The sequence below is a fragment of the Clavibacter sp. GW821-FHT01D01 genome (genome assembly GCF_059422605.1).
Map to the genome: position 1 here is coordinate 78727 of NZ_JBWKXC010000007.1, position 21750 is coordinate 100476.

The following is a 21750-nucleotide window of genomic DNA, read 5'->3' on the forward strand; positions in this document are numbered from 1 at the left end:
TATGTAGAGAGTAACGACGGGTCCCGGCAGTGCATGCCCCTGTTCGCCGTGGGCGTGACGCGATGCGGCGGGCGGTGCGGCAGGCGGTCCGGCAGCGCTCCGCCGGGGCAGGCGCGGGCGGCTTCCGGTGCCGGTGCGGGGCTGCGGGCGGGCTAGCGGTCGGCGTCGGGCGCGGGCACGCCCATGCGGGCGCGCTCCTTGGCCTCGATGGCCGCGTACGCCTTCCGCTCCTGCTTGTCGGCCTGGATGACCGCGCGCATGATGAACCAGAAGATCAGGCCCACGCCGAGGGTGGGGAGGAGCGACCAGATCGCGCTCGCCCAGAAAGCATCCATGTGAGGAGGATACGCCGTGCTCTACGTGAGGATGCCGTAGACGCCCTGGCCGATCATGACGACGGCGATGCCGCCGACGATGATCCAGAGCGCGTAGCGCGCGGTGGTGGGCTTCTTGGGGTCGGTGCCGTTCGGTCCGAGGGGCATGGTCGCCTACTTCACTAGGGGGAACAGGATGGTCTCGCGGATGCCGAGGCCGGTGATGGCCATGAGGAGCCGGTCGACCCCCATGCCCATGCCGCCCGACGGCGGCATGCCGTGCTCGAGCGCGCGGAGGAACTCCTCGTCGAGCGGCATCGCCTCGTCGTCGCCCCGCGCCGACTGGCGGGCCTGGTCGAGGAAGCGCTCGCGCTGCACGACCGGATCGACCAGCTCGGAGTAGCCGGTGGCCAGCTCGAAGCCGCGGATGTAGAGGTCCCACTTCTCGACGACGCCCTCGATGGAGCGGTGGGCGCGCGTGAGGGGGGAGGTCTCCACGGGGAAGTCGAGCACGAAGGTCGGGCGTTCGAGGCCGCCCTTCACGAAGTGCTCCCAGAGCTCCTCGACGAGCTTCCCGTGCGTGCTCAACGGCACGACGACGCCCTCGCGGTCGGCGATGGCCTGCAGCTCCTCGACGGAGGTGGCGGGCGTGATCTCGACGCCGGCCGCCGCGCTCAGCGAGCCGTACATGGAGATGCGGTCCCACTCGCCGCCGAGGTCGTACTCCGTGCCGTCGGCCCACGTGACGACGTGGCTCCCGGCCACGGCCATGGCGGCGTCCTGCACGAGCGTCTGCGTGAGCTCGGCGATGGAGGTGTAGTCGCCGTACGCCTCGTAGGCCTCGAGCATCGCGAACTCGGGGCTGTGCGTGGAGTCGGCGCCCTCGTTCCGGAAGTTGCGGTTGATCTCGAAGACGCGGTCGATGCCGCCGACCACCGCGCGCTTCAGGTACAGCTCCGGCGCGATGCGGAGGTACATCTCCGTGTCGAACGCGTTGGAGTGCGTGACGAACGGGCGCGCGGAGGCGCCGCCGTGCATGACCTGGAGCATGGGCGTCTCGACCTCGACGTAGCCGCGGAGGCGGAAGGTCTCGCGCATGGACGCGTTCACCCGTGCCCGGTCGAGGACGTTCCTCCGGGCCTGGTCGCGCACGATGAGGTCGAGGTAGCGGCTGCGGACGCGGGTCTCGTCGGAGAGCTCGGAGTGCAGGTTCGGCAGGGGCAGGAGCGCCTTGCTGGCGATGCGCCACTCGGCGGCCATGACGGACAGCTCGCCCTTGCGGCTGGCGATGACCCGGCCCGCGACGAAGACGTGGTCGCCGAGGTCGACGAGGTCCTTCCATGCCGCGAGCGCGTCCTCGCCGACCTCGGCGAGCGAGATCATGGCCTGGATGCGCGTGCCGTCGCCCGCCTGGAGCGTGGCGAAGCAGAGCTTGCCGGTGTTGCGGTAGTGGACGACGCGCCCCGCGATGCCGACCACGCGGTCGGTCTCCTCGCCCGGCGCCAGGTGCCCGAACTCCGCGCGGACGGCCGGGATGGTCGTGGTCACCGGGACCTGCACGGGGTACGCGCCGCCGCCGAGGCCGCCCTCGGCGTTGAGGCGGTCGCGCTTCGCGAGGCGCACGGCCTTCTGCTCGGCGATGTCCTCGGCGGACCCCTCGGGGGCCGTGGCCGTGGCCGTGGGGGTCGCGGGCGTCGCGGGCGTTCCGGGGGTGTCGGTCATGTGCGGACGGATCCTCGCGGGTCAGGGGGGCGGGCGGCCGGTCGGCCTCCTCGATTCTCGCAGGTGCCGGCGGGGCCCGGGCACGGCGGCGCGGGCGGTCGCCCGACCTCGCTCAGGCGATGACGACGGTCTCGTTGTCGATGAGGCGCGTGCTGCCGACGCGGGCGGCGATGACGGCGAGCGCGACGCCGCGGAAGCCGTCGTCCACGGTCTCGAAGGTGGTCGGATCCACCACCTGGAAGTAGTCGAGGGACACGGCGGGCTCGCCCATGACCACCGACTGCGCCGCCGCGATGACGGCGTCGATGCCGCGGGACCCGGCGCTCTGGGCGGCCTCGAGGGCCGCGGGGAGGACCCGCGCGGCGCGGCGCTCCCGGTCGTCGAGGTAGCGGTTGCGGCTGGAGAGGGCGAGTCCGTCGGGCTCGCGGACGGTCTCCAGGTCCTCGATGCGGACCGGCAGGTCGAGGTCGTGCACCATGCGGCGGACGAGGTGCAGCTGCTGCGCGTCCTTCCGGCCGAACGTGGCGACGTCGGGCGCTGCGATGTGCAGCAGCTTCGCCACGACCGTGAGCATGCCGTCGAAGTGGCCCGGGCGGGAGCGCCCCTCGAGCGTGAGCGCGACGGAGCCGCCGGTGACGCGGATGCGGGCGGGGCCGTCCGGGTACATCTCGGCGGCCGACGGGGCGAAGACGAGGTCGACCCCGGTCTCCGCGAGGGCGGCGACGTCGGCGTCGAGCGTGCGGGGGTAGGCGTCGAGGTCCTCGCCGGCGCCGAACTGGAGCGGGTTGACGAACACCGAGACGACGACCAGCGAGCCGAGCTCGCGGGCACGGCGGGCGTGCGCCAGGTGCCCCTCGTGCAGCGCGCCCATGGTGGGCACGAGCACGACGGTCGACGCCTCGTCGGCGGCGGCGCGCGCGGAACGGTGGTCGCGGATGCGGGCGCGCAGCTCGGCGATGCCGATGACGACGGCGGGCGCGGGGTTCGACATGCCTTCGGGCTCCTCGGGTGCTCGGGACGCGGACACGCCAGGTTAGTGCGGCGCGCCGCCCTCGTCCGCCGGCGGCGGCACGTCGCGCGTGGTGAGGCGCGCGCCGCCCGACGGGGAGGAGCGGCGGAGGGCGTCGTCCACGGCGGAGCGGATCAGCGGGCCGAGCACGCGCCCGGGCTCCTCGACGCCGATGCCGGCGAGGAGGCCCGCCGCCTGGTCGACGATCGCCGTGGAGAACGTCGTGGCCGTCGCGATGGCCTCGGCGTACGCCGCGCGGTCGCGCTCCTCCACGACGACGGGCTCGCCGCCCATCTCCACCACGAGCACCTGCGCGATGGGGAGCACGGGCGCGGGGGCGGTGACGGCGAACCAGCTCTCCGCCATGCGGCCGAGGTCCATGCTCGTGCCGGTGAACGACATGGCCGGGTGGATCGCGAGGGGGATGATGCCGGCGGCGAACGCGGGCGCGAGCACCTGGATGCCGTGCGCGGCCGACGTGTGCACGACCAGCTGGCCGGCCTGCCACGCGCCCGTGGCCGCGAGGCCCGCGACGAGCCCCGGCAGCTCGGCGTCCGGGACGGCGAGGACGACGAGCTCGCTGCGCTCGATGAGCTCCGGGATCGCGAGGACGGGGACGCCGGGGAGCATCGAGTCGGCGCGCTCCCGGCTCGCCGCCGACACGGCCGAGATGCCGGTGATCGCGTGACCCGCGCCCGCGAGCGCCGCGCCGAGCACCGGGCCGACGCGGCCGGCGCCGACGATGCCGACGCCGAGGCGCCCGGAGCGCTGGGACGGGGAGCTCACGCGGGGTCCTCCGGGGTGGAGCGGTGGCGGGGGGCGGGATCGGGCATGGGCTCCGGAGTGGTCTCCGGGGCGGGGCTGCGCTCCGGGCCGGGGGTGGGCTCCGGGGCGGAGGCGGGCTCCGGGGCGGGGGTGGGCTCCGGGGCGGGGGCGGTCCCGGAGGCCGGCGCCGGCCAGTCCCCCGACCCCGCACCCCAGTGCGCCGACGTGTCGGAGCGGGCGGAGGCGACCGCGGCCGCGACCAGGCGGGTGGAGAGCTCCATCCCGGTCGCGCGGTCGATGGCGCCGAGCCGCGTGTCCACGGGACCGGCGACCGTGGCGGCGCGGACCGAGACGAGGTCGAGGCGACGGTCGACGGGCCCCTGCGTGAGGTCGACGCCCTGGGTGCGGGCGTGCGGCACGATCACGAGGCGGCGCCAGATCACGCCGCGGCGGATCAGGAAGGCGGACGCGTCGACCGCGAACCCGGTGCGGCGCCAGGAGAAGGGCTTGAGGATCCGCGCGCGCCGCGGCGACGTCGTGAAGCCGTCGTCGGTGCCGCCGCGGCCGGTCATGCCCACGTCGACGAGCGCGAGCGCCTGCTCGCCCACCAGGTCGGGGAGCACCAGGCCGAGCACGCGGTCCACGTCGCGGCGGTCGCCGACGGGGAGGATCGAGGTGTTCTGCTGCCCCGCGGCGCCGGGCGCGGACGAGTGCGAGGCGCGCGTGATGCGGATCTCCCACCAGCCGGCGGCCCGCCAGAGGAGCGGCTGGACGACCTCGACCGCGTGGATCCGGCCGGGCGGGATGGTGTCGTTGCTCGTCGACAGCAGGCCGAAGCCCACGCGCACGCCGTCCGGCGTGCCGGCGACGCTGTAGCGGAGCGAGCGCGTGATGCGCCGCACGAAGAAGCCGGCGGAGCCGAGGAGGGTCGGCAGCAGCGGCACGAGCAGGTACCAGGCCTCGAAGCGCACGATGAGCGGGATCCCGACCACGACGAACAGCACGAGCACGACCGTGGGCGCCGACAGGAGCACGGCCCCGACGAGGCGCGGGATCGGGATGCGCACGACCGACTGCGGCGGCGCGGCGTCGGGGTCGAGCTCGGGCGCCAGGAAGTCGTCGACGCGGGCGCCCACGAAGCCGCGTGCGGCGCCGGCCGGGCCGGACGCGGGAGCGGGACGGGACCCGGCCGCCTCGGCGCGCGCGCCCGACGCGAGGCGGAGGACCCGCAGCCGGAACGCGTCGGCGTCGCGCGAGCGGAGGTACTGCAGCGGCAGGTTGGCGTCGTTGCCGGCCACCTGGATCTCGAGCTTCGCCGCGCCGATCAGGCGGGCGACCACCGGTCGCACGATGTTGACGCCCTGGATCCGGTCGAGCCGGGCCCGCCGGTTGGTGCGCGAGAGGATGCCGCTGCGCACCTCCACGGTCTCCTCCGTGACGCGGAACGTGTGCATGCGCCACGACAGGTACGAGACGCCGACCGCGAGCAGGGTGAAGGCGAGGAGGCCGAGGATCACCCAGATCAGGCTGCCGGTCTCGACGAGCATCGGGATGAGGTCCTGCTCGCCGTCGCGGCGCTGACCGGGCACGAACTGCTCCACGAGCTGCTCGCGCAGGGACGACAGGAGGAAGCCAATGACGACGAGGAAGACGATGCCGCCGCGCAACAGAGGCGTGGCGGGGTGGAGGCGGTGCCAGTCGCCGTCGGTCAGCTCCTCGGCGATGCGCGCCTCCGCGGCGGGGACGGCGGGTCCGGCGGGGTCGGCGGGGCCGGCGGGGCCGGCAGCGGAGCCGTCCGCGGACTCCGGGATCCGCGGTGCGCGCGCCGGGTCCGGCTCCCCCGACGTCGGGTCGGTCACAGCCCGGCCCGGCGGGTCTCGGCGAGGGCCACCAGGTGGTCGCGCAGCTCCTCGGCGTCCGCGTTCGTGAGGCCGGGGATCTGGATGGCCGCGGCCGCCGCCGCCGTGACGAGCTTGAGGTCGGCGAGGCCGAGCGCCCGGCCGACGGGCCCGCGCGTGATGTCGACCAGCTGCATCCGGCCGTACGGCACCGCGACGACGCGCGTCCACATGATGCCGCGGCGGAACACCAGGTCGTCCTCGCGCAGCTGGTAGCCCATCGCGCGCACCCGGCGCGGGACGACGACGAGCGTCACCACGAGCTCGACGAGCGCCGCGGCGCCCAGCACGATCGGCAGCCACCGGGGCGCGTCGACCGCGTACAGGAAGGCGGCGACGCCGCCGAGGACGAGGGCGGTGATCACCCCGCCCACCAGCTCGACGCCGATGAGGCGCGGGGAGACGCGGCGCCACGAGACGCCGTGCGGGTCGACGTTCGCGGTCACGGGGGCTCCTCGGGGTGGGTGCGGCGGTGGGCCTAGGAGAGCTCGCGCGCCGGGTCCCCGGGACGCGTGTCGTCCCGGTCGTCGGGAGGGACCGTGCACCAGTGCTCGGCGACCAGCCCGGCGACGAGCAGGACGACCGCTCCCACCGTACCGGCCACCGCCAGCCCGACGGAGGACGCGCCGGGCAGCACGGGCCGAGCCAGCACGAAGGCCAGCACCCCTCCCGTGATCCCCGTGAGCAGCGCCCCCGCGAGCGCCGACGCCTTGGCGAGCAGGACCACACGCGTGGCGCGGAAGGGGTCGACGCGTCCCGGCGTGCGGCCGAGCGTCGAGCGTCGGATGGGGCGGGCGAGCGCGAGCAGGACGATCCCGACGATGAGGAGGGTGGCGCCGAGGGTGAGCGGCGGGATGAGGAGCGCGCGCCCGCTCATGAGGAGCGCGTTCTCGGCGAACCAGCCGACGGCCGCACCCGCGATGAGCAGGGCGACCAGGGTGGTGGGGCGCGTGCGGGTCATCGGCCGGCCTCGGCGGGGCCCGTGGATCCCGCGGATCCCGCTGCCTCGAGATCCCGCAGCAGCGCGTCCACGCGGCCCCGGCCCGGCAGCTCCGCGTCCGGGTCCGCCTGCAGCCAGGGCCCGAGGACGAAGGCGCGCTCGGCGGCGCGCGGGTGCGGGAGCGTGAGGCGGTCGTCGTGGATCCGCGCGTCGCCGAACGCGACGACGTCGAGGTCGATGGTGCGGTCGCCCCAGCGCTCCTCGCGCACGCGGCCGAGGTCGCGCTCGATGGCGGCCAGCTCGTCGAGGAGCGCGTGCGGGCCGAGGCCGGAGTCGACCAGGACGACGCCGTTGAGGTAGCCGGGCTTCGTCGGGTCCTCCCCGGCGGGCGTCACGGCGACGGACTCCACGAGCTCGGAGGAGCGGACGACCCGGAGGCCGGGCACGCGGCCGATGCGGGCGACGGCGTCCTCGATGGTCGCGCGGCGGTCGCCGAGGTTCGACCCGACGGCCACGACCGCGCGCACGGGCGCACCCGGGGCGGGGAGCGTCGACGCGCGCTCGATCACGACGGCGACGTCGTCGAACGGCACGGCGATCGGCGCGTCCGGCTTGTGCACGGTGACGCGCACGGACCGGGCGACGGCGTGCGCGAGCACGACCGCCGCGACGCGCTCGGCCAGCGTCTCGATGAGGTCGACGGGATCCCCGCCCACGGCCGCCGCGACCTCCTCGGCGAGCTCCCCGTAGTGCAGGGTGCGGCCCAGCTCGTCGCTGCCGCCCGCGGGGGCGAGGTCGAGGGCGACCTCGAGGTCGATCACGAACGCCTGCCCGTCGCGACGCTCCGCGGCGTAGACGCCGTGGTGCGCGTGGACGCGCAGCCCGGTGAGGACGATGCGGTCGGTCGGGAGGGCGGTCACCACGAGCGGCCCACGACGATGGAGGGGAGGTCGCCCGGGTCGGTCGGGTCGTACCAGAGCGGGAGCTTGCCGCCGACGGCGGGCAGCAGGCGGTCGGCGGTGGTGACGGTGCGGGTCACGTGGTGGTCGCGTCCGTCGGCATCCGTGAAGGCCACGGTGAGGCGCGCGCGGACGGCGTCGCCGGATCCGTCGAGGCGCTGCACGGCGGTGACGATGGCCGCGGTCCGGCGGCCCGTCTCGGTGACGCGGCGGGCCGTGGCGGCGAGGCGCGCCACGCGGCGCTGCACGACGGCCCACGCGACGGCGGCGGCGACGCCGAGGACGACGAGCACCGCGGCGACGAGACCGAGGACGCCGTGGGACGCGTCCCCGTCGCCGGCCGTGGCGGCGAACGGGAGGGCGCCCACGATGCCCAGCGCGGTGCCGAGGAGCACCACGGCGACCGGCCAGAGGACGGCTCCCGCGGTGGTGAGGACGGGCGAGAGCAGCACCACGGAGGCGTAGACGGCGCCGAGCGACCCGAGGAGGCCGAGCACGGCGGCCGCGACCTTCACGACCACGACGGCCGTGGCGGCGCCTCCGGCGAGGTCGGCCGGGAAGGTCAGCCCGGCGCCGAGGACCACCGAGGCGATGAGCGCGGCCACGGCGATGCGCACGAGCAGCCCCTGCGGGGAGACGACGACACGGTCCTGGCTCACGGCGCTCATGCTCCTACTCTGACAGACCGGCGGCGACCGACCACCCGGCGGCGGCCGGTCGCGCGGAGCCGGCGGCAGCGGTCGCGTACCCGGCCTCGGCGCGTCCGCGCGCCCACGCCCCCTCCACCGCGAGCGCGGCACGGGTGGATCCGACGTCGTGCACGCGCACGGCCCACGCCCCGGCGCGCGCGGCGAGCGCGCTGACGACGGCCGTAGGCACGTCCCGGTCCTCGACGGCGGCGCCGTCGGGCAGCAGGCGCCCGAGGAAGCGCTTGCGGGAGGCGCCGACGAGCACGCGGTGACCGAGGCCGGTGAACTCCTCGAGGGATCCGAGGAGCTGCCAGTCGTGCGCGGCGTCCTTCGCGAAGCCGAGGCCCGGGTCGAGGACGATGCGCGCGGGATCCACCCCGGCGGCGACGAGCCCCTCGACGCGGGCGCGCAGCTCGTCGCGCACCTCGCCGACGGTGTCCGCGTAGGTCGCGCGCGCGCCCATCGTGTCGCTGTGGCCCCGCCAGTGCATGGCCACGTAGTCGACGTCGACGCCCGCGACGACCGCCGCCATCCGCGGGTCGGCCAGACCTCCGGACACGTCGTTGACGATGCGCGCACCGGCGGCGACGCACGCCTCGGCGGTCGCCGCGCGCATGGTGTCGACGCTCACGACGAGGCCCTCGGACGCGAGCTCGCGGACGACGGGCAGGACGCGGGCGAGCTCCTCGTCGGCGTCGACGCGGCCGGCTCCCGGCCGGGTGGACTCCCCGCCCACGTCGACGACGTCCGCGCCCGCCGCGACCAGCCGCCGGGCGTGCGCGAGCGCGTCGTCGAGCGCGAGGTGGAGTCCGCCGTCGCTGAAGGAGTCGGGGGTGGCGTTGAGGATCCCCATCACGAGCGCGCCGGACGACGGGGCGCGGGTCACGGCCGGTCCCGGCCGGCGGCGACGGGCAGCAGCGCGAGCACCTCCGCGCGCGCGGACGCCTCGGCGAGCGAACCGCGCGCGGCGATGGTGATGGTGGTGCTCCCGGCCTGGCGCGTGCCGCGCGCGGTGACGCAGCCGTGGGTCGCGTCGAGGATCACCGCGACGCCGCGGGCGCCGAGGCCGTGCTCGAGCGCCTCGGCGATCTGCTCGCCGAGCCGCTCCTGCATCTGCGGGCGGGAGGCGAGGTCGTCCACCACGCGCGGCAGGCGGCCGAGGCCGACGATGCGCTCCCCCGGCACGTACGCCAGGTGCGCGACGCCCGTGAACGGGAGCAGGTGGTGCTCGCAGATGGAGCGGAACGCGATGCCCGTGACGATGACGGGCTGCGGCGCCGCCGCCGTCTCCGGGAGCGGGAAGGTCTCCCGCAGGTGCCGGAGCGGATCCGTGCCGACGCCCGCGAAGAACTCGCCGTAGGCCTCGGCGACCCGGGCCGGGGTGGTCGCGAGGCCCTCCCGGCCCGGGTCCTCGCCGATGGCCAGGATCAGCTCGGACACGGCCGCCTCGATGCGCGCCCTGTCGACGCCCACCGGGTCAGGCCGTCGCGGGACGCGGGAAGGGCGAGCGCTTCGGCTTGCCGGCCGGCGGCTCCGAGTCGACCGCGCCGTCGACGACGCCCTGGTCGATGGGCGCCTTCTGCGGCATGGGCACGGGCGGCAGGTCCGACAGCGGGCGCTTGTCGCTCGACAGCCACTGCGGCCGGGGCGGCAGCTTCCGCACGTCGGCGAAGATCGCGGCCAGCTGGTCGTGGTCGAGCGTCTCCTTCTCGAGGAGCTCGGTGGCCAGGTGGTCGAGCACGTCGCGGTTGTCGTTGATGACCTGCCACGCCTCGTCATGGGCGCCGTCGAGGAGCGCGCGCACCTCGGCGTCGACCGTGAGGGCCATGTCCTCCGAGTAGTCCCGTCCCCCGCCGAGCTCGCGCCCGAGGAAGGGCTCGCCGGAGCTGGAGCCGAGCTTGACGGAGCCGACCTTGGCGCTCATGCCGTACTCGGTGACCATGCGGCGGGCCGTGGACGTGGCCTTCTCGATGTCGTTCGAGGCGCCGGTGGTGGGGTCGTGGAACACGATCTCCTCCGCGACGCGGCCGCCCATGGCGTACGTGAGCTGGTCGAGCAGCTCGTTGCGGGTGACCGAGTACTTGTCCTCCAGCGGCAGCACCATCGTGTAGCCGAGGGCGCGGCCGCGGGGCAGGATCGTGACCTTGGTCACCGGGTCGGTGTTGTTCATCGCCGCCGCCGCGAGCGCGTGACCGCCCTCGTGGTACGCGGTGATGAGCTTCTCGTGGTCGCGCATGATGCGGCTGCGGCGCTGGGGCCCGGCCATGACGCGGTCGACGGCCTCGTCGAGGGCGCGGTCGTCGATGAGCTGCGCGTCGGAGCGCGCCGTGAGGAGCGCCGCCTCGTTGAGGACGTTGGCCAGGTCGGCGCCGGTGAAGCCCGGGGTCTTCCGCGCGAGGACTTCGAGGTCGACACCCGAGGCCAGCGGCTTGCCGCGCCCGTGCACCTCGAGGATCTGCCGGCGGCCCTGCAGGTCGGGGGCGTCGACGCCGATCTGGCGGTCGAAGCGGCCCGGGCGCAGGAGCGCGGGGTCGAGGACGTCGGGCCGGTTGGTGGCCGCGATGAGGATGACGTTGGTCTTGACGTCGAAGCCGTCCATCTCCACCAGGAGCTGGTTGAGGGTCTGCTCGCGCTCGTCGTTGCCGCCACCCACGCCGGCGCCGCGGTGGCGGCCGACGGCGTCGATCTCGTCGACGAAGATGATGGCCGGCGCGTTCTGCTTGGCCTGCTCGAAGAGGTCGCGCACGCGGCTCGCGCCCACGCCCACGAACATCTCGACGAAGTCGGATCCGGAGATGGAGTAGAAGGGCACGCCCGCCTCGCCGGCGACGGCGCGCGCCAGCAGGGTCTTGCCGGTGCCGGGAGGGCCGTAGAGCAGCACGCCCTTGGGGATGCGGGCGCCGACGGCCTGGAACTTGGCGGGCTCCTTGAGGAAGTCCTTGATCTCCTCGAGCTCCTCGATGGCCTCGTCCGACCCGGCGACGTCGGCGAACGTCACCTTCGGGGAGTCCTTCGAGGCGAGCTTCGCCTTCGACTTGCCGAACTGCATGACGCGGTTCCCGCCGCCCTGCATGCCGGAGAACATGATCCAGATGAAGAAGCCGATGAGCAGCAGCGGCAGCAGGATGCTGAACGCCGACAGCAGCCAGCTCGGCTGCGGCACCTGGTCGTCGAAGCCCTCGGCGGGGTTGGCCTCCGTGATGGCGGCGACGATCTCGGTGCCGCGCTGGGCGACGTAGTTGAACTGCACCATGGTGCCGTTGTCGCCGTCGGCGTTCGTGAGCGTGAGGTCCACGCGCTGCTCGCCGTCGATGATCTTGGCGGAGGCGACCTCGCCGTCCTGGATCAGCTCGAGGCCGTGCTGCGTGGTGATGGTCTTGTAGCCGGATCCGGTGATGAGGCTGAAGCCCACCGACACCACGACGATGGCGAGGACGACGATGAGGATCGGGCTGCGGAGGAGTTTCTTGAAGTTCATGAGCGTAGGGGCGCGGGCCCGACACCTTTCTGCCCGTGCCGCGCCGTACGGCGACGAGATGTCTCGAGGATACAAGCGGCTGTCTGGGCGTGGCCGCGGTGTTCGCCGCCAGCCGAACGTGCGCCGCCCTGGAGCCGGATAAGAGGAGAGGGGCGCGTCAGCTGTAGACGTGCGGCGCGAGGATGGCCACGTCGCGCAGGTTCCGGTACCGCTCCGCGAAGTCCAGGCCGTAGCCGATGACGAAGTCGTTCGGGATCTCGAAGCCCACGTAGCGCACGTCGACCGCGATCTTCACGGCCTCGGGCTTGCGGAGGAGGGCGCAGACCTCGACGCTCGCGGCGCCGCGGGAGCGGAGGTTCGCGAGGAGCCAGGAGAGCGTGAGGCCGGAGTCGATGATGTCCTCGACGATGAGCACGCGGCGGCCCGTGAGGTCGGCGTCGAGGTCCTTGAGGATGCGGACGACGCCGCTGGACTTCGTGCCCGACCCGTAGGAGCTGACGGCCATCCAGTCCATGTGCACCGGCAGGGCGAGCTCGCGGGCGAGGTCCGCCATGACCATGACCGCGCCCTTCAGCACGCCGACGAGGAGGAGCTCCTCCCCCGCGTAGTCCCGCTCGATCTCGCGGCACATCTCGGCGATCCGTGCGTGGATCTGCTCCTCGGTGTGCAGGACCTCGGTCAGGTCGTCGGCGATGTCGGTGGATCTCATGTCACTCTTCCGTCGTCCTGGCGCTGAGGACGATGAGCTCGTCCCTGCGTACGACCCTAACGCCCGGCAGGTCGACCGGCCCCTGCCCGTGCCAGTCGGTCACGAGCCGCGCGACCTCCAGGACGTGCGTCCGGGAGAGGTGCGCGGCGAACTCCTCGCGGGCGGCGAGGCGGATCAGCCGGTGCCGCAGCGCGGGCGGAGCGGCCCGGAGCGCGGCGACCTCGAGCGAGATGCCGGCCTCGGCGTGGTCGGCGATCTCCTCGACCATCTCGGCCGCGAAGAGCTCGAGCGCGTCGTCGTCCTCGCGCAGCTGGTCGGCGGTGCGCGCGAGCGCCTCGGCGATGCCCGGGCCGATCTCGCGCTCGAGGACCGGCAGCACGTCGTGGCGCACGCGCACGCGGCGGTACGCGGGGTCGGCGTTGTGCGGGTCCTGCCACGGGTCCAGGCCCTGGTCGGCGCAGGCGGCGCGCGTGGCGGCGGCGCGGATCCCGAGCAGCGGCCGCAGGTAGACGGCGTCCGCGCCCCGAGCGGGCGCCGACAGTGCCATGCCGTGGAGGCTCGCGGCGCCGGATCCGCGGGCGAGCCCCAGCAGGACGGTCTCGGCCTGGTCGTCCAGCGTGTGCGCGAGGAGGAGCGCGCGGGAGCCCGTCGCCCGGAGCGCGTCGTCGAAGGCCGCGTAGCGCGCGGCGCGGGCGGCGGCCTCGGGGCCCGCGCCACCCGGGTCCACGCGGACGCGCGTGACGACGACGGGGTCGAGGCCCAGTGCGCGCGCGGCCTCCGCGGCGCCTGCGGCCACCGCCGCGGAGGCGTCCTGCAGGCCGTGGTCGACCACGACGGCGCCGACCGCGACACCCGCGCGCGGCCCCTCGAAGGCCGCCGCGGCCGCGAGGGCGAGGGAGTCCGCGCCGCCCGAGAGCGCGACGAGCACGGGGCCGGCGGCTGCCGCGGGCAGCTCCGCGAGGGCCTCCCGCACCGCCCGTCGGAGGTCCGCGACGGCGGGCGTGAGACGGGGTCGCTCGGAGGGCATCCACTAACGTTATGGCAGCATCCCGCCCACGGCAGAACCACGAGGAGCACACGCATGGCCAGCTACGACGTCGTCGTCGAAATCCCCAAGGGGTCCCGCAACAAGTACGAGGTCGACCACGAGACGGGCCGCGTGTACCTCGACCGCGTGCTCTTCACGTCGTTCGTCTACCCCACCGACTACGGCTACTTCGAGAACACCCTCGGCCTCGACGGGGACCCGGTCGACGCGCTCGTGCTGCTCGAGTACCCGGTCTTCCCCGGCGTCGGAGTCGCCGTCCGCCCCGTGGGCGTGTTCAACATGAGCGACGAGGCCGGCATCGACTCGAAGGTCATCACCGTGCCCGCGAAGGACCCGCGCTGGGCCCACATCCAGGACATCGAGGACGTGCCGCAGCAGGTCCGCAACGAGATCGAGCACTTCTTCGAGCGCTACAAGGACCTCGAGCCCGGCAAGTGGGTCAAGACGGAGGGCTGGGGCGACGCGGCCGAGGCCGAGCGCATCGTGCAGGCCGGCTTCGAGAAGCTCCAGGCCGAGGGCGGCCACGACGGCCACGCCGGCGAGCCGGAGGAGGACGCCTGACCCGCGTCCGCACCTGACACCACGACGCCCGCCCACCCGCAGCAGATGCGGGTGCGGCGGGCGTCGTCGTGCGTGCCGGGGACGCGGCGCGGGCCGGGATCAGCCCGGGCGGCCCACGTAGGGCATGAGGTCGCGGCCGCCCCAGAGTCCCTGGATCTTGACCACGTCACCGGGCTTCGGCGCCGCGATGATGGTGTCCCCGCCGAGCGAGATGGCATCGTGGTAGAACCCGCCGCCGCTGTTCCAGAAGACGATGTCGCCGGCCTGGCGCTGCGAGAACGGCACGAGCCGGCCCTGCGCCTGCATCCTGGCGTACTGCGAGCTCACCGAGTGGCTGCCGACGTCGATGCCGGCTGCCCGGTACGCCATCATCACGAGGCCCGAGCAGTCCCACTGGTTCGGGCCGGCGCCGCCGAGGAGGTACGGCTCCCCGAGCTGCGCCTTCGCGAACGCGATGGCGACCTGCGCGGCGTTGCCGGACGGGGCGGGCGCGGGGGCCGGGGCGGGTGCGGGGGCGGGAGCTGGCGCCGGACGCGAGGGCTGCGGCGGCGCGGGCTGGGGCGCCGGCTGCGGGGGTGAGGGCTGCTGGGGCGCGGGCTGGGCCGGCGCGGGGGCGGGGGCGCTCGAGCCGCCACCGGTGGAGGCGCCGCCGCCCGACGAGGATCCCCCACCCGACGAGGCTCCGCCACCGGTCGACGAACCGCCGTCTGTGGAGCCGGATCCCGCCGACGGTGCCGCCGCCGCCGGGATGGCCGGCTGCGTGAGGCTCTGGATGTACTGGGCCTCGATCTCGGACGTGGAGTCCTTCAGCAGCGCGAGCTGCGCGATGAGCTGGTCGCTGTTGCGCGTCTGCTCCGCCACCGCGGCCGCGGCCGCCGCGGCCGCGCCGTTGGCTGCCGCCAGCGACTCCTCCGCCTCGTCGGCGAGACGGGCGAGCTCGTCCTTCGCGATCTGCGCCTGGTCGCTGAGCGACGCCGCGCTGTTGCGGTCCGAGAGGGCCTGCGCGTACACGGTCTGCGTGCTCTCGGAGAGCTTCGACATGGTGCCGAGCGAGCGCAGCAGCTCCTCGGCGTCGTCGCCGTCGGAGGCGAGCAGGCTCGCCGTGATGTCCTGGCCGCCGGCGCGCGCGAGGTGGCTCGCGAGGAGACCGGCGCGCATCCGGCTGGTGAGGGCCGCGGCCTGGGCCTCGTCGGCCTTCTGCTGCAGGCGCTCGAGCTTCTCGGCCTGCGCGTCGCGCGCCGCCTGGGCCTGCGCGTAGGCCTCCCCCGCGATCATCGCCTCCTTGTTGGCCTGGTCGGCCGACTCCTGGAGTCCCGTCGCGAGCTCGGTGACCCGCTCGATGGCGGTCTGCGTCTGCGCCTCGTCCGCCTTCGCCGCCTGCACGTCGGCCCACGAGGGGTAGTCCGTGGCGGCGAACGCGGTCTGGGCGGCGACGCCGCTGGAGACCGCGATCGCGCCCACGGCGAGCGTGGAGATGACGACCGTGGTCGGGCGGAGGTGGGTCATGTCGTTCCTCATGTCAGTGCGTGCTGGTGATGGAGACGCCCTGGCCGTGCATGAACGCCACCGGATCGGTGGGGTTCCCGTTCAGGCGGATCTCGAAGTGGGAGTGGCAGCCGGTCGAGCCGCCCGTGGTGCCGGTGATCGCGATGGGCTGGCCGGCGACGACCTGCTGCCCGTTCCGCACCAGGGTCCCGCCGTTGGCGATGTGCCCGTAGGCGGAGGAGACGCCGCCGCCGTGGTCGATGCGGATGTAGTTCCCGTAGCCGCCGTTCCATCCCGCGAAGACGACCGTGCCGGAGTGCACGGCGTACTGGGTGGTGCCGCACGTGGCGCCCCGGACGAGGTCCTCGCCGGCGTGGAAGATCATGCGGTGCTGGATGGGGTGGAAGCGGGGGCCGTAGTAGCCGCTCGTGTAGGCGCCGGGGAGCGGGGCGGTCCAGCCGGACGCGCTGATCTGGCCGGGCGACACGTCGCCGCCCGCGCGGCCCTGGCTGGCGGCGAGCGCGTCGGCCTCGGCCTGGCGCTTGCGGACGCCCGCCTGGTAGTCGTCCTCCGTGGCCTCGCGGTCCTCCGCCATCACCGCGAGCTTCGCGTCGGCATCGGCCTTCTGCACGGTCTGCTCCTCGAGCGCCGTCTCGAGGGCCGCCTGCGCGTCGGCGGCCTCCGTCAGGAGCTGCTCGGCCTTGGCCTTGAGGGCGTCGAGCTCGGTGAGCGCGACCTGGGCCTGGTCGCTCAGGGACTTGGCCGCGTTGCGGTCCTGCAGGGCGATGACGTAGATGCGGTCGGACTTCTCGGCGACCTTGCTCATCGTGCCGAGCTTGTCGAGGAGGTCGTCGGTGCCGTCGCCCTCGCTGAGCAGCAGGGTGCCGGAGAGGTTCTGCCCGCCCGAGCGCATGAGCTGCTTCGCGAGTCCCGCCGCCTGCTCCTGCGAGCGCGTGGCCTTCTGGTCCGCCGCGTCGACCTTCCGCTGCAGCTGGACGGTGTCCTCGTACTTGTCGTCGGCCGCCTGCTGCGCCTCGTCGTGCTCCTCGCCGCGCTTCGTCACGAGCGCCCGGGCGTCGGTGACCTGCTGCTCGAGGGCGGCGACCTCGTCGGTGATGCGCTGGACCAGGTCCTTCTGCGCCTGCTCGTCCCCGCGCGCCTTCTGCACGTCATCCCAGGAGGCGAACGTCTCGGCGTGGGCGGGGGCGGCGATCGACCCGGTGAGGAGGACGGCGAGCACCGCGACGACGGCCTGCAGCCCGCGGCGTCCGCCCAGGCGCGTGCGCGGGACGCGTGCCGTGCGCGCGCTCCGGTGGAGTTCCGTGTCCATGGTGATCCCGATCATCGTGTCGCCCGGCTGGCCGGCTGCGCCTCCCCGCGGGGCCGGCGGGGTGCCGCGGATCGCATCCGCCACACCGTCACCGGCTCTCACAGTAACAACGGGGATCGTCGGCGCACAGCGCGCACGATGCGGGGATCCGCGCGGGGATCCCCTCCCGGGAGGGTCGAGCGAAGGCTAACCTCGCCGACGGCGGGCGCCCGGGCAGCGCGCGGGCCGTGTCGGCGATCCCGCAGCCGTCGCGTGCCGGTCGGCGCCTACGGGCCCTCGCGCGGGGCGCGCGCTCCGCCGGAGGTGCCTCCCGATGACGCGCGACGGGACCGCGACACGCCGTCGGATCCGCATGCCCGCGCGGTGCGTCCCGTCGCTCGGACCGTCGATTTGAGTCCTCGCCCGGCATGCGGTTATGCTGACGTGTCGGTTGCTGCAGGCCTGGGAGACCAGGGCGAGCGGCCCCATCGTTTAGCGGCCTAGGACGGCGCCCTTTCACGGCGCTAACACGGGTTCGAATCCCGTTGGGGTCACCACAGCAGACATCGACACGCAAGGCCCTGTAGCGCAGCTGGTTAGCGTGCCGCCCTGTCACGGCGGAGGTCGCGGGTTCAAGTCCCGTCAGGGTCGCCACGGATGTGAAGCCCTCTCACACGAGAGGGCTTCTGTCCGATGTGGGTGACTTCTCGAAGTCGCCCGCTCGCCTGGGTAGCTCAGTTGGTAGAGCGTTCGACTGAAAATCGAAAGGTCCGCGGATCGACGCCGCGTCCAGGCACATCACGCCGGTCCCCGTCCTCGACGGCAGGGCCGGCGTCCTGCTTTCCCCCGGGTGCGCGTTACGAGCCCGTCGACCTCGATGGCGCGGCCCCGTCCCTCAGGCGTCGGACGCGAGCGCCGCATCGAAGGCGGACAGCACCTCGTCCGAGAAGAGCACGAAGCGCACGAGCTCGAGGCCGGCACCCCGCCCCTCGGCGAGCGCCCCGCGCACCGCGGCGACCGCCACGCGCGCCGCGTCGTCCACCGGCCAGCCGTAGACGCCGGCCGAGACCGCGGGGAACGCGACGGTGCGGATCCCGAGGCCGGCCGCCACCTCGATCGAGCGGCGGTACGCGCTCGCGAGCACGGCGCTCCGGTCGTCGGTCGCGGACCACACCGGGCCGACCGTGTGGATCACGTGCCGGGCCGGCAGTCGGAAGCCCGGGGTCGCGACCGCCTCGCCCGCGGGCAGGCCGTCGGGGAGCTGGTCGGCTCGGATGCGGCGGCACGCGGCCAGGAGCTCGGGGCCGGCCGCGCGGTGGATCGCGCCGTCCACTCCCCCGCCGCCGAGGAGGGACGAGTTGGCCGCGTCCACGATCGCGTCGACGTCCTGCCGGGTGATGTCGCCGCGGACGGCCTCGAGTCGGGTCATGCACCCAGCCTGCACCGCGTGGAGCAGGAGAGGAGAAGAGGAGGGGGAGGTGGCCCGTGCGGACGGCGCTGTCCCACGGGCGGTGACCGGAACCGTTCGGGTTGGCTCCGGGCCCATCAGCCGTGTTCGGAACGTGCTGGAAAACGGTTTGCACGAGTTCGAGGCCACATGCGCGGCGAACCGCGCACGGCGAGCCGTCATGTCCCGCGACTCCCCCGCGCAGGCCGAGCACCGGGGGTCCAGGGATACTGGAGGGGTCGGTGCCCCGCCTGCCGGCGTCGACAGGAGTCCCATGGCCACGCCCGCAACCCGCCCCGTCCCCGAGCGGATCGACGGCTACATCGCGCTCCGCAGCTACGCCGCCATCGGGGACGGCCGCACCGTCGCGCTCATCGCCGAGGACGGCGACATCGACTGGCTGCCGCTGCCCGACCTGCACACGCCGCCCGCGTTCGCCGCCATCATCGACGCGCCGCACGGTGGGCGCTTCACGCTGCGGCCCGACGAGGACTTCGAGGTCGCCCGGGCCTACGTCCCCGGCACCAACGTGCTCACCACCACCTTCACGACGGCGTCCGGGAGCGTGCGGGTCACGGACGCGCTCATCACCGGCGTCGCCGGACGCCTCCCGTGGTCCGAGCTCGGTCGCCGCGTCGAGGGGCTCACCGGCTCGGTCGCGATGAGCTGGCGGGTCGCGCCCGGAACCGCGCTCGGCACCTCGTCGCCGTGGGTGCAGTCGACGCACAACGGACCCGTCATCCGCGTGGACGGCGTCACGCTGGCGGTCGTCGGGTTCGAGCACGGGCCCGCGGAGCCCGGCACGCAGTCCCTGTCGGGGGCCTTCACGACGGGGAAGGGGTCGCGCCACATGATCACGATGGTCGGGACCGAGCGCGAGCCCGTGCGGATCCCGAACCCGGAGATCGTCGACCAGGGCATCGACCGCACCATCCGCAACTGGGAGAACTGGAGCGCCGAGTTCCGGTACGACGGCGAGTGGGCCGACGCCGTGCAGCGCAGCGCCCTCGCGCTCAAGCTGCTCGTGCACGCCCCCACCGGGTCCATCGCCGCGGCCGCGACGACGTCGCTCCCCGAGCGGATGGGCGGCGGCAAGAACTGGGACTACCGCTTCGCCTGGGTGCGGGACCTCGCCTACACCGTGAACGCGCTGGTCAAGTTCGGCCTCCGCGAGGAGACCCACGCCGCCGTGTCGTGGATGCTCCGCACGATCCGCGACAACGGCCCCGACCTGCACGTCTTCTACTCCCTGCAGGGCGGCGTGCCCGAGGGCAGCACCGAGCCGGAGGTGCCGGGCTGGCGGGGCGTCGGCCCCGTGGTCGACGGCAACGACGCGCAGGCGCAGCTGCAGCTCGGCGTGTACGGCGACCTGTTCGACGTGGTGCGCACCTACGTCCGCGACGGCAACGTGCTCGACGCGGACACCGGCCGGCTCCTCGCCACGTTCGCCGACCGCGCCTGCGACATGTGGCAGCGCCGCGACGCCGGCATGTGGGAGCTCGAGGACGAGCAGCACTACACCACCTCCAAGCTCGGCTGCTGGCAGGCGCTCGACTGCGCGGTCGAGCTCGCGGAGCTCGGCCAGATCCCCGGCGTGCCCGACCGGTGGCGGGCCGAGCGCGACCGCATCCGCACGTGGGTCGAGGAGGAGTGCTGGGACGAGGGCCGCGGCGCCTACGTGATGCACCCGGGCAGCCAGCGGCTCGACGCGAGCATCCTCCTGCACTCCATCTCCGGCTTCGACCGCGGCGAGCGCATGTCGCGGACGCTCGACGCCCTCCGGTCCGAGCTCGGCCGCGGACCGCAGCTGTACCGCTACTCGGGGATGCCGGAGGAGGAGGGCACGTTCACGGCCTGCGGCTTCTGGATGGCCGGGGCGCTCGCCTGCGTGGGCCGGATGGACGAGGCCCGCGAGCTCATGGACGAGCTCGTCGCCCTCGGCAACGACGTGGGCCTCTACTCCGAGATGATCGACGCCGCGGACGACTCCTTCCTCGGCAACCTGCCGCAGGGGCTCAGCCACCTCGCGCTCGTCAGCGCGGCGATCACCATCGACGAGCTCGCGGGCGGGAAGGCCCGGTCCACGCGGACTCCGCGCGAGGACCGCTGACGCGGGTCGCGGTCACGCGGACGTGCGACGCGTCCGCGCGCGGCGTCCGCGGGACGTCAGGCGTCGGCGCGAGGACGCAGCGGTCCGGCGAACTCGGTGCGCACGCCGCGGGAGAACAGCACGGAGTCCGGGGCGCGGTCGACGATCCCGGGAAGGCCGGCGGCCGCCACCAGCTCGTCGTCGAGGTCGACGAGCTCCGCGCGCTCCAGCGTCCACGCGTCGTGCGTGTTCGGCCAGTACCGCGTGACGCCGCCGCGCGCGACGTGCATGCCCCAGCGCGCCGTGAGGAAGTCGGCCAGCGGATCGCCCTCCACCTCCTCGCCGAGGGGACGCACCGAGATGCGCGACGAGGGGCGCGCGCCCGTGCGCCGGCGCGACGTGTAGGTGATCACGCCGTCGCGCTCCCCGTGCGTCATCGACGCCCACATGTACGGCAGGCCGAGGCCCACGCGCGCGCCGAGCACCGGGAGCAGCTTCGCCGCCTCGAGGGACCGGAACACGACCCCCCGGCGGCCGTCGTCGCCGACGCTGTAGAGGCGGACGTTGAGCTCGGCGAACGTGCCGGCCCACGGCACGGCCGGCAGCGGCGGGAAGGCGCTGCGGGACAGCACGAACGGGATGAGGCCGACCCAGCTGGAGCCGTCGTGCACGTCGGGGCGCGTGCCCGGCGGGAGGAGCGGGGCGACGAGCGCGGGATCCACGCGCCAGTGCACGAAGGCGAGGTCGCTCCACCGCTGGCGGATGACCGCGCGGCCGGGCAGGTCGGGGGCGGCGGCGGAGACCGGGTCCGCAGGGCGGGTCATCGGCGGGGCCGGGCGGAGGCGGAGGCGGGTTCGGATTCGGATGGCGCGGCGGCGGGCGGCGCGGCGGCGGGCGCGGGGCGGCCGGCCGCGCGGATCACGTCGATGAGGCCCCGGCGCATCTCCTCGGAGCGGGTGAGCTCGGGGAGGACGTCGCGCTCGAGGTCCTGCGCGCGCGACCAGGCCTCCGCGCCGGCGTCCGTGCGGGCGACGACGTGCCGGCGGCGGTCGTCGGGATCCGGTGCGCGCGACACCAGGCCCTCGCGCTCCAGGCGCTCGAGCGTGCGCGACATGGTCTGCGTCTCGACGTGCGCGGAGCGGGCGAGCTGGATCTGGCTGAGCGGCCCGTCGCGGAGCAGGTGCAGGGCGATGAGCCCCGCGTGCGTGACCCCCAGGGTCGCGAGCGCCTCCGCCCACGCGTGCTCGACGGCCCGCGCGGCGGTGGACAGCAGCCGTCCCGTGGGCCAGCTGGCGAGCTGGTCCTCCGCGGACACCTCTCCGGCCATC

The 21750-nt window shown here is 74.4% G+C and carries 22 protein-coding genes and 3 tRNA genes; 5 read left to right on the forward strand and 20 right to left on the reverse strand.

What is annotated here, in order from left to right; all coding sequences use genetic code 11:
- Positions 1 to 152: 152 nt before the first annotated feature.
- The 15 genes from AC07VC_RS10750 to tilS all read right to left on the reverse strand — a co-directional run bounded on the left by AC07VC_RS10750 (position 153) and on the right by tilS (position 13510).
- A complete protein-coding gene (locus tag AC07VC_RS10750) occupies positions 153 to 335 on the reverse strand; it encodes a hypothetical protein (RefSeq protein ID WP_104291435.1) in 183 nt (60 codons plus the stop codon).
- A 21-nt stretch (positions 336 to 356) separates the two neighbouring features.
- Positions 357 to 482: a hypothetical protein gene (locus AC07VC_RS10755; RefSeq protein ID WP_258070436.1), complete on the reverse strand. Its 126-nt coding sequence runs from the start codon at positions 480 to 482 to the stop codon at positions 357 to 359.
- Between the two features lie 6 nt (positions 483 to 488).
- Positions 489 to 2036 (reverse strand): lysine--tRNA ligase, encoded by a 1548-nt coding sequence (gene lysS, locus AC07VC_RS10760; RefSeq protein WP_494675285.1) that lies wholly within the window; start codon positions 2034 to 2036, stop codon positions 489 to 491.
- Between the two features lie 112 nt (positions 2037 to 2148).
- Complete coding sequence (panC, locus tag AC07VC_RS10765) at positions 2149 to 3027, reverse strand: pantoate--beta-alanine ligase (RefSeq protein ID WP_494675284.1); 879 nt, start codon at positions 3025 to 3027, stop codon at positions 2149 to 2151.
- 42 nt (positions 3028 to 3069) lie between these two features.
- The gene (locus AC07VC_RS10770; RefSeq protein WP_094115251.1) at positions 3070 to 3831 is read right to left on the reverse strand and encodes a Rossmann-like and DUF2520 domain-containing protein; all 762 of its coding nucleotides are present in this window, start codon (positions 3829 to 3831) and stop codon (positions 3070 to 3072) included.
- Entirely contained in the window at positions 3828 to 5669 is a 1842-nt protein-coding gene (locus AC07VC_RS10775; protein ID WP_494675283.1) for a PH domain-containing protein, read from the reverse strand. The genes AC07VC_RS10770 and AC07VC_RS10775 overlap by 4 nt, the downstream gene beginning before the upstream one ends.
- On the reverse strand, positions 5666 to 6154 hold the full coding sequence (locus AC07VC_RS10780; RefSeq protein ID WP_317230302.1) for a PH domain-containing protein: 489 nt from the start codon (positions 6152 to 6154) through the stop codon (positions 5666 to 5668). Before AC07VC_RS10780 ends, AC07VC_RS10775 begins: the two co-directional genes overlap by 4 nt.
- Before the next feature lie 32 nt (positions 6155 to 6186).
- On the reverse strand, positions 6187 to 6669 hold the full coding sequence (locus tag AC07VC_RS10785; protein WP_494675282.1) for a DUF3180 domain-containing protein: 483 nt from the start codon (positions 6667 to 6669) through the stop codon (positions 6187 to 6189).
- Complete coding sequence (folK, locus tag AC07VC_RS10790; RefSeq protein ID WP_494675281.1) at positions 6666 to 7568, reverse strand: 2-amino-4-hydroxy-6-hydroxymethyldihydropteridine diphosphokinase; 903 nt, start codon at positions 7566 to 7568, stop codon at positions 6666 to 6668. The genes AC07VC_RS10785 and folK overlap by 4 nt, the downstream gene beginning before the upstream one ends.
- Positions 7565 to 8275, reverse strand: coding sequence for a DUF3592 domain-containing protein (locus AC07VC_RS10795; protein WP_494675280.1), 711 nt, complete (start codon positions 8273 to 8275; stop codon positions 7565 to 7567). The genes folK and AC07VC_RS10795 overlap by 4 nt, the downstream gene beginning before the upstream one ends.
- A gap of 4 nt (positions 8276 to 8279) precedes the next feature.
- A complete protein-coding gene (gene folP, locus AC07VC_RS10800) occupies positions 8280 to 9149 on the reverse strand; it encodes a dihydropteroate synthase (protein ID WP_494676549.1) in 870 nt (289 codons plus the stop codon).
- Between the two features lie 29 nt (positions 9150 to 9178).
- Entirely contained in the window at positions 9179 to 9769 is a 591-nt protein-coding gene (gene folE / locus AC07VC_RS10805) for a GTP cyclohydrolase I (RefSeq protein ID WP_494675279.1), read from the reverse strand.
- A gap of 4 nt (positions 9770 to 9773) precedes the next feature.
- Positions 9774 to 11774, reverse strand: coding sequence for an ATP-dependent zinc metalloprotease FtsH (ftsH, locus tag AC07VC_RS10810; RefSeq protein WP_494675278.1), 2001 nt, complete (start codon positions 11772 to 11774; stop codon positions 9774 to 9776).
- 157 nt (positions 11775 to 11931) lie between these two features.
- The gene (gene hpt, locus AC07VC_RS10815) at positions 11932 to 12483 is read right to left on the reverse strand and encodes a hypoxanthine phosphoribosyltransferase (protein WP_317230297.1); all 552 of its coding nucleotides are present in this window, start codon (positions 12481 to 12483) and stop codon (positions 11932 to 11934) included.
- A 1-nt stretch (position 12484) separates the two neighbouring features.
- Complete coding sequence (gene tilS / locus AC07VC_RS10820; RefSeq protein ID WP_494675277.1) at positions 12485 to 13510, reverse strand: tRNA lysidine(34) synthetase TilS; 1026 nt, start codon at positions 13508 to 13510, stop codon at positions 12485 to 12487.
- Between the two features lie 54 nt (positions 13511 to 13564).
- On the opposite strand from tilS, the gene AC07VC_RS10825 reads away from it, so the two are divergent.
- Complete coding sequence (locus AC07VC_RS10825; protein ID WP_094115242.1) at positions 13565 to 14092, forward strand: inorganic diphosphatase; 528 nt, start codon at positions 13565 to 13567, stop codon at positions 14090 to 14092.
- A 99-nt stretch (positions 14093 to 14191) separates the two neighbouring features.
- Here the strand turns inward: AC07VC_RS10825 and AC07VC_RS10830 are convergent, their stop codons facing one another.
- Complete coding sequence (locus AC07VC_RS10830; protein WP_494675276.1) at positions 14192 to 15598, reverse strand: C40 family peptidase; 1407 nt, start codon at positions 15596 to 15598, stop codon at positions 14192 to 14194.
- A 13-nt stretch (positions 15599 to 15611) separates the two neighbouring features.
- Positions 15612 to 16907: a M23 family metallopeptidase gene (locus AC07VC_RS10835; RefSeq protein WP_494675275.1), complete on the reverse strand. Its 1296-nt coding sequence runs from the start codon at positions 16905 to 16907 to the stop codon at positions 15612 to 15614.
- A 460-nt stretch (positions 16908 to 17367) separates the two neighbouring features.
- Between AC07VC_RS10835 and AC07VC_RS10840 the strand changes: the two genes are divergently transcribed.
- From AC07VC_RS10840 to AC07VC_RS10850, 3 genes are all read left to right on the forward strand, one after another.
- Positions 17368 to 17443, forward strand: a tRNA-Glu gene (locus tag AC07VC_RS10840).
- 20 nt (positions 17444 to 17463) lie between these two features.
- Positions 17464 to 17540 (forward strand) — tRNA-Asp (locus AC07VC_RS10845).
- Positions 17541 to 17609: 69 nt separating this feature from the next.
- A tRNA-Phe gene (locus AC07VC_RS10850) sits at positions 17610 to 17682 on the forward strand.
- 99 nt (positions 17683 to 17781) lie between these two features.
- Here AC07VC_RS10850 and AC07VC_RS10855 read toward each other — a convergent pair.
- Complete coding sequence (locus AC07VC_RS10855; protein ID WP_494675274.1) at positions 17782 to 18315, reverse strand: O-acetyl-ADP-ribose deacetylase; 534 nt, start codon at positions 18313 to 18315, stop codon at positions 17782 to 17784.
- A 292-nt stretch (positions 18316 to 18607) separates the two neighbouring features.
- On the opposite strand from AC07VC_RS10855, the gene AC07VC_RS10860 reads away from it, so the two are divergent.
- Positions 18608 to 20443 (forward strand): glycoside hydrolase family 15 protein, encoded by a 1836-nt coding sequence (locus AC07VC_RS10860; RefSeq protein WP_494675273.1) that lies wholly within the window; start codon positions 18608 to 18610, stop codon positions 20441 to 20443.
- Positions 20444 to 20499: 56 nt separating this feature from the next.
- On the opposite strand, the gene AC07VC_RS10865 is transcribed toward AC07VC_RS10860, so the two are convergent.
- Both AC07VC_RS10865 and AC07VC_RS10870 read right to left on the reverse strand, forming a co-directional pair.
- A complete protein-coding gene (locus AC07VC_RS10865) occupies positions 20500 to 21246 on the reverse strand; it encodes a YqjF family protein (RefSeq protein ID WP_494675272.1) in 747 nt (248 codons plus the stop codon).
- A complete protein-coding gene (locus AC07VC_RS10870) occupies positions 21243 to 21749 on the reverse strand; it encodes a MarR family winged helix-turn-helix transcriptional regulator (RefSeq protein ID WP_494676548.1) in 507 nt (168 codons plus the stop codon). The genes AC07VC_RS10865 and AC07VC_RS10870 overlap by 4 nt, the downstream gene beginning before the upstream one ends.
- Between the last annotated feature and the right edge of the window lies 1 nt (position 21750).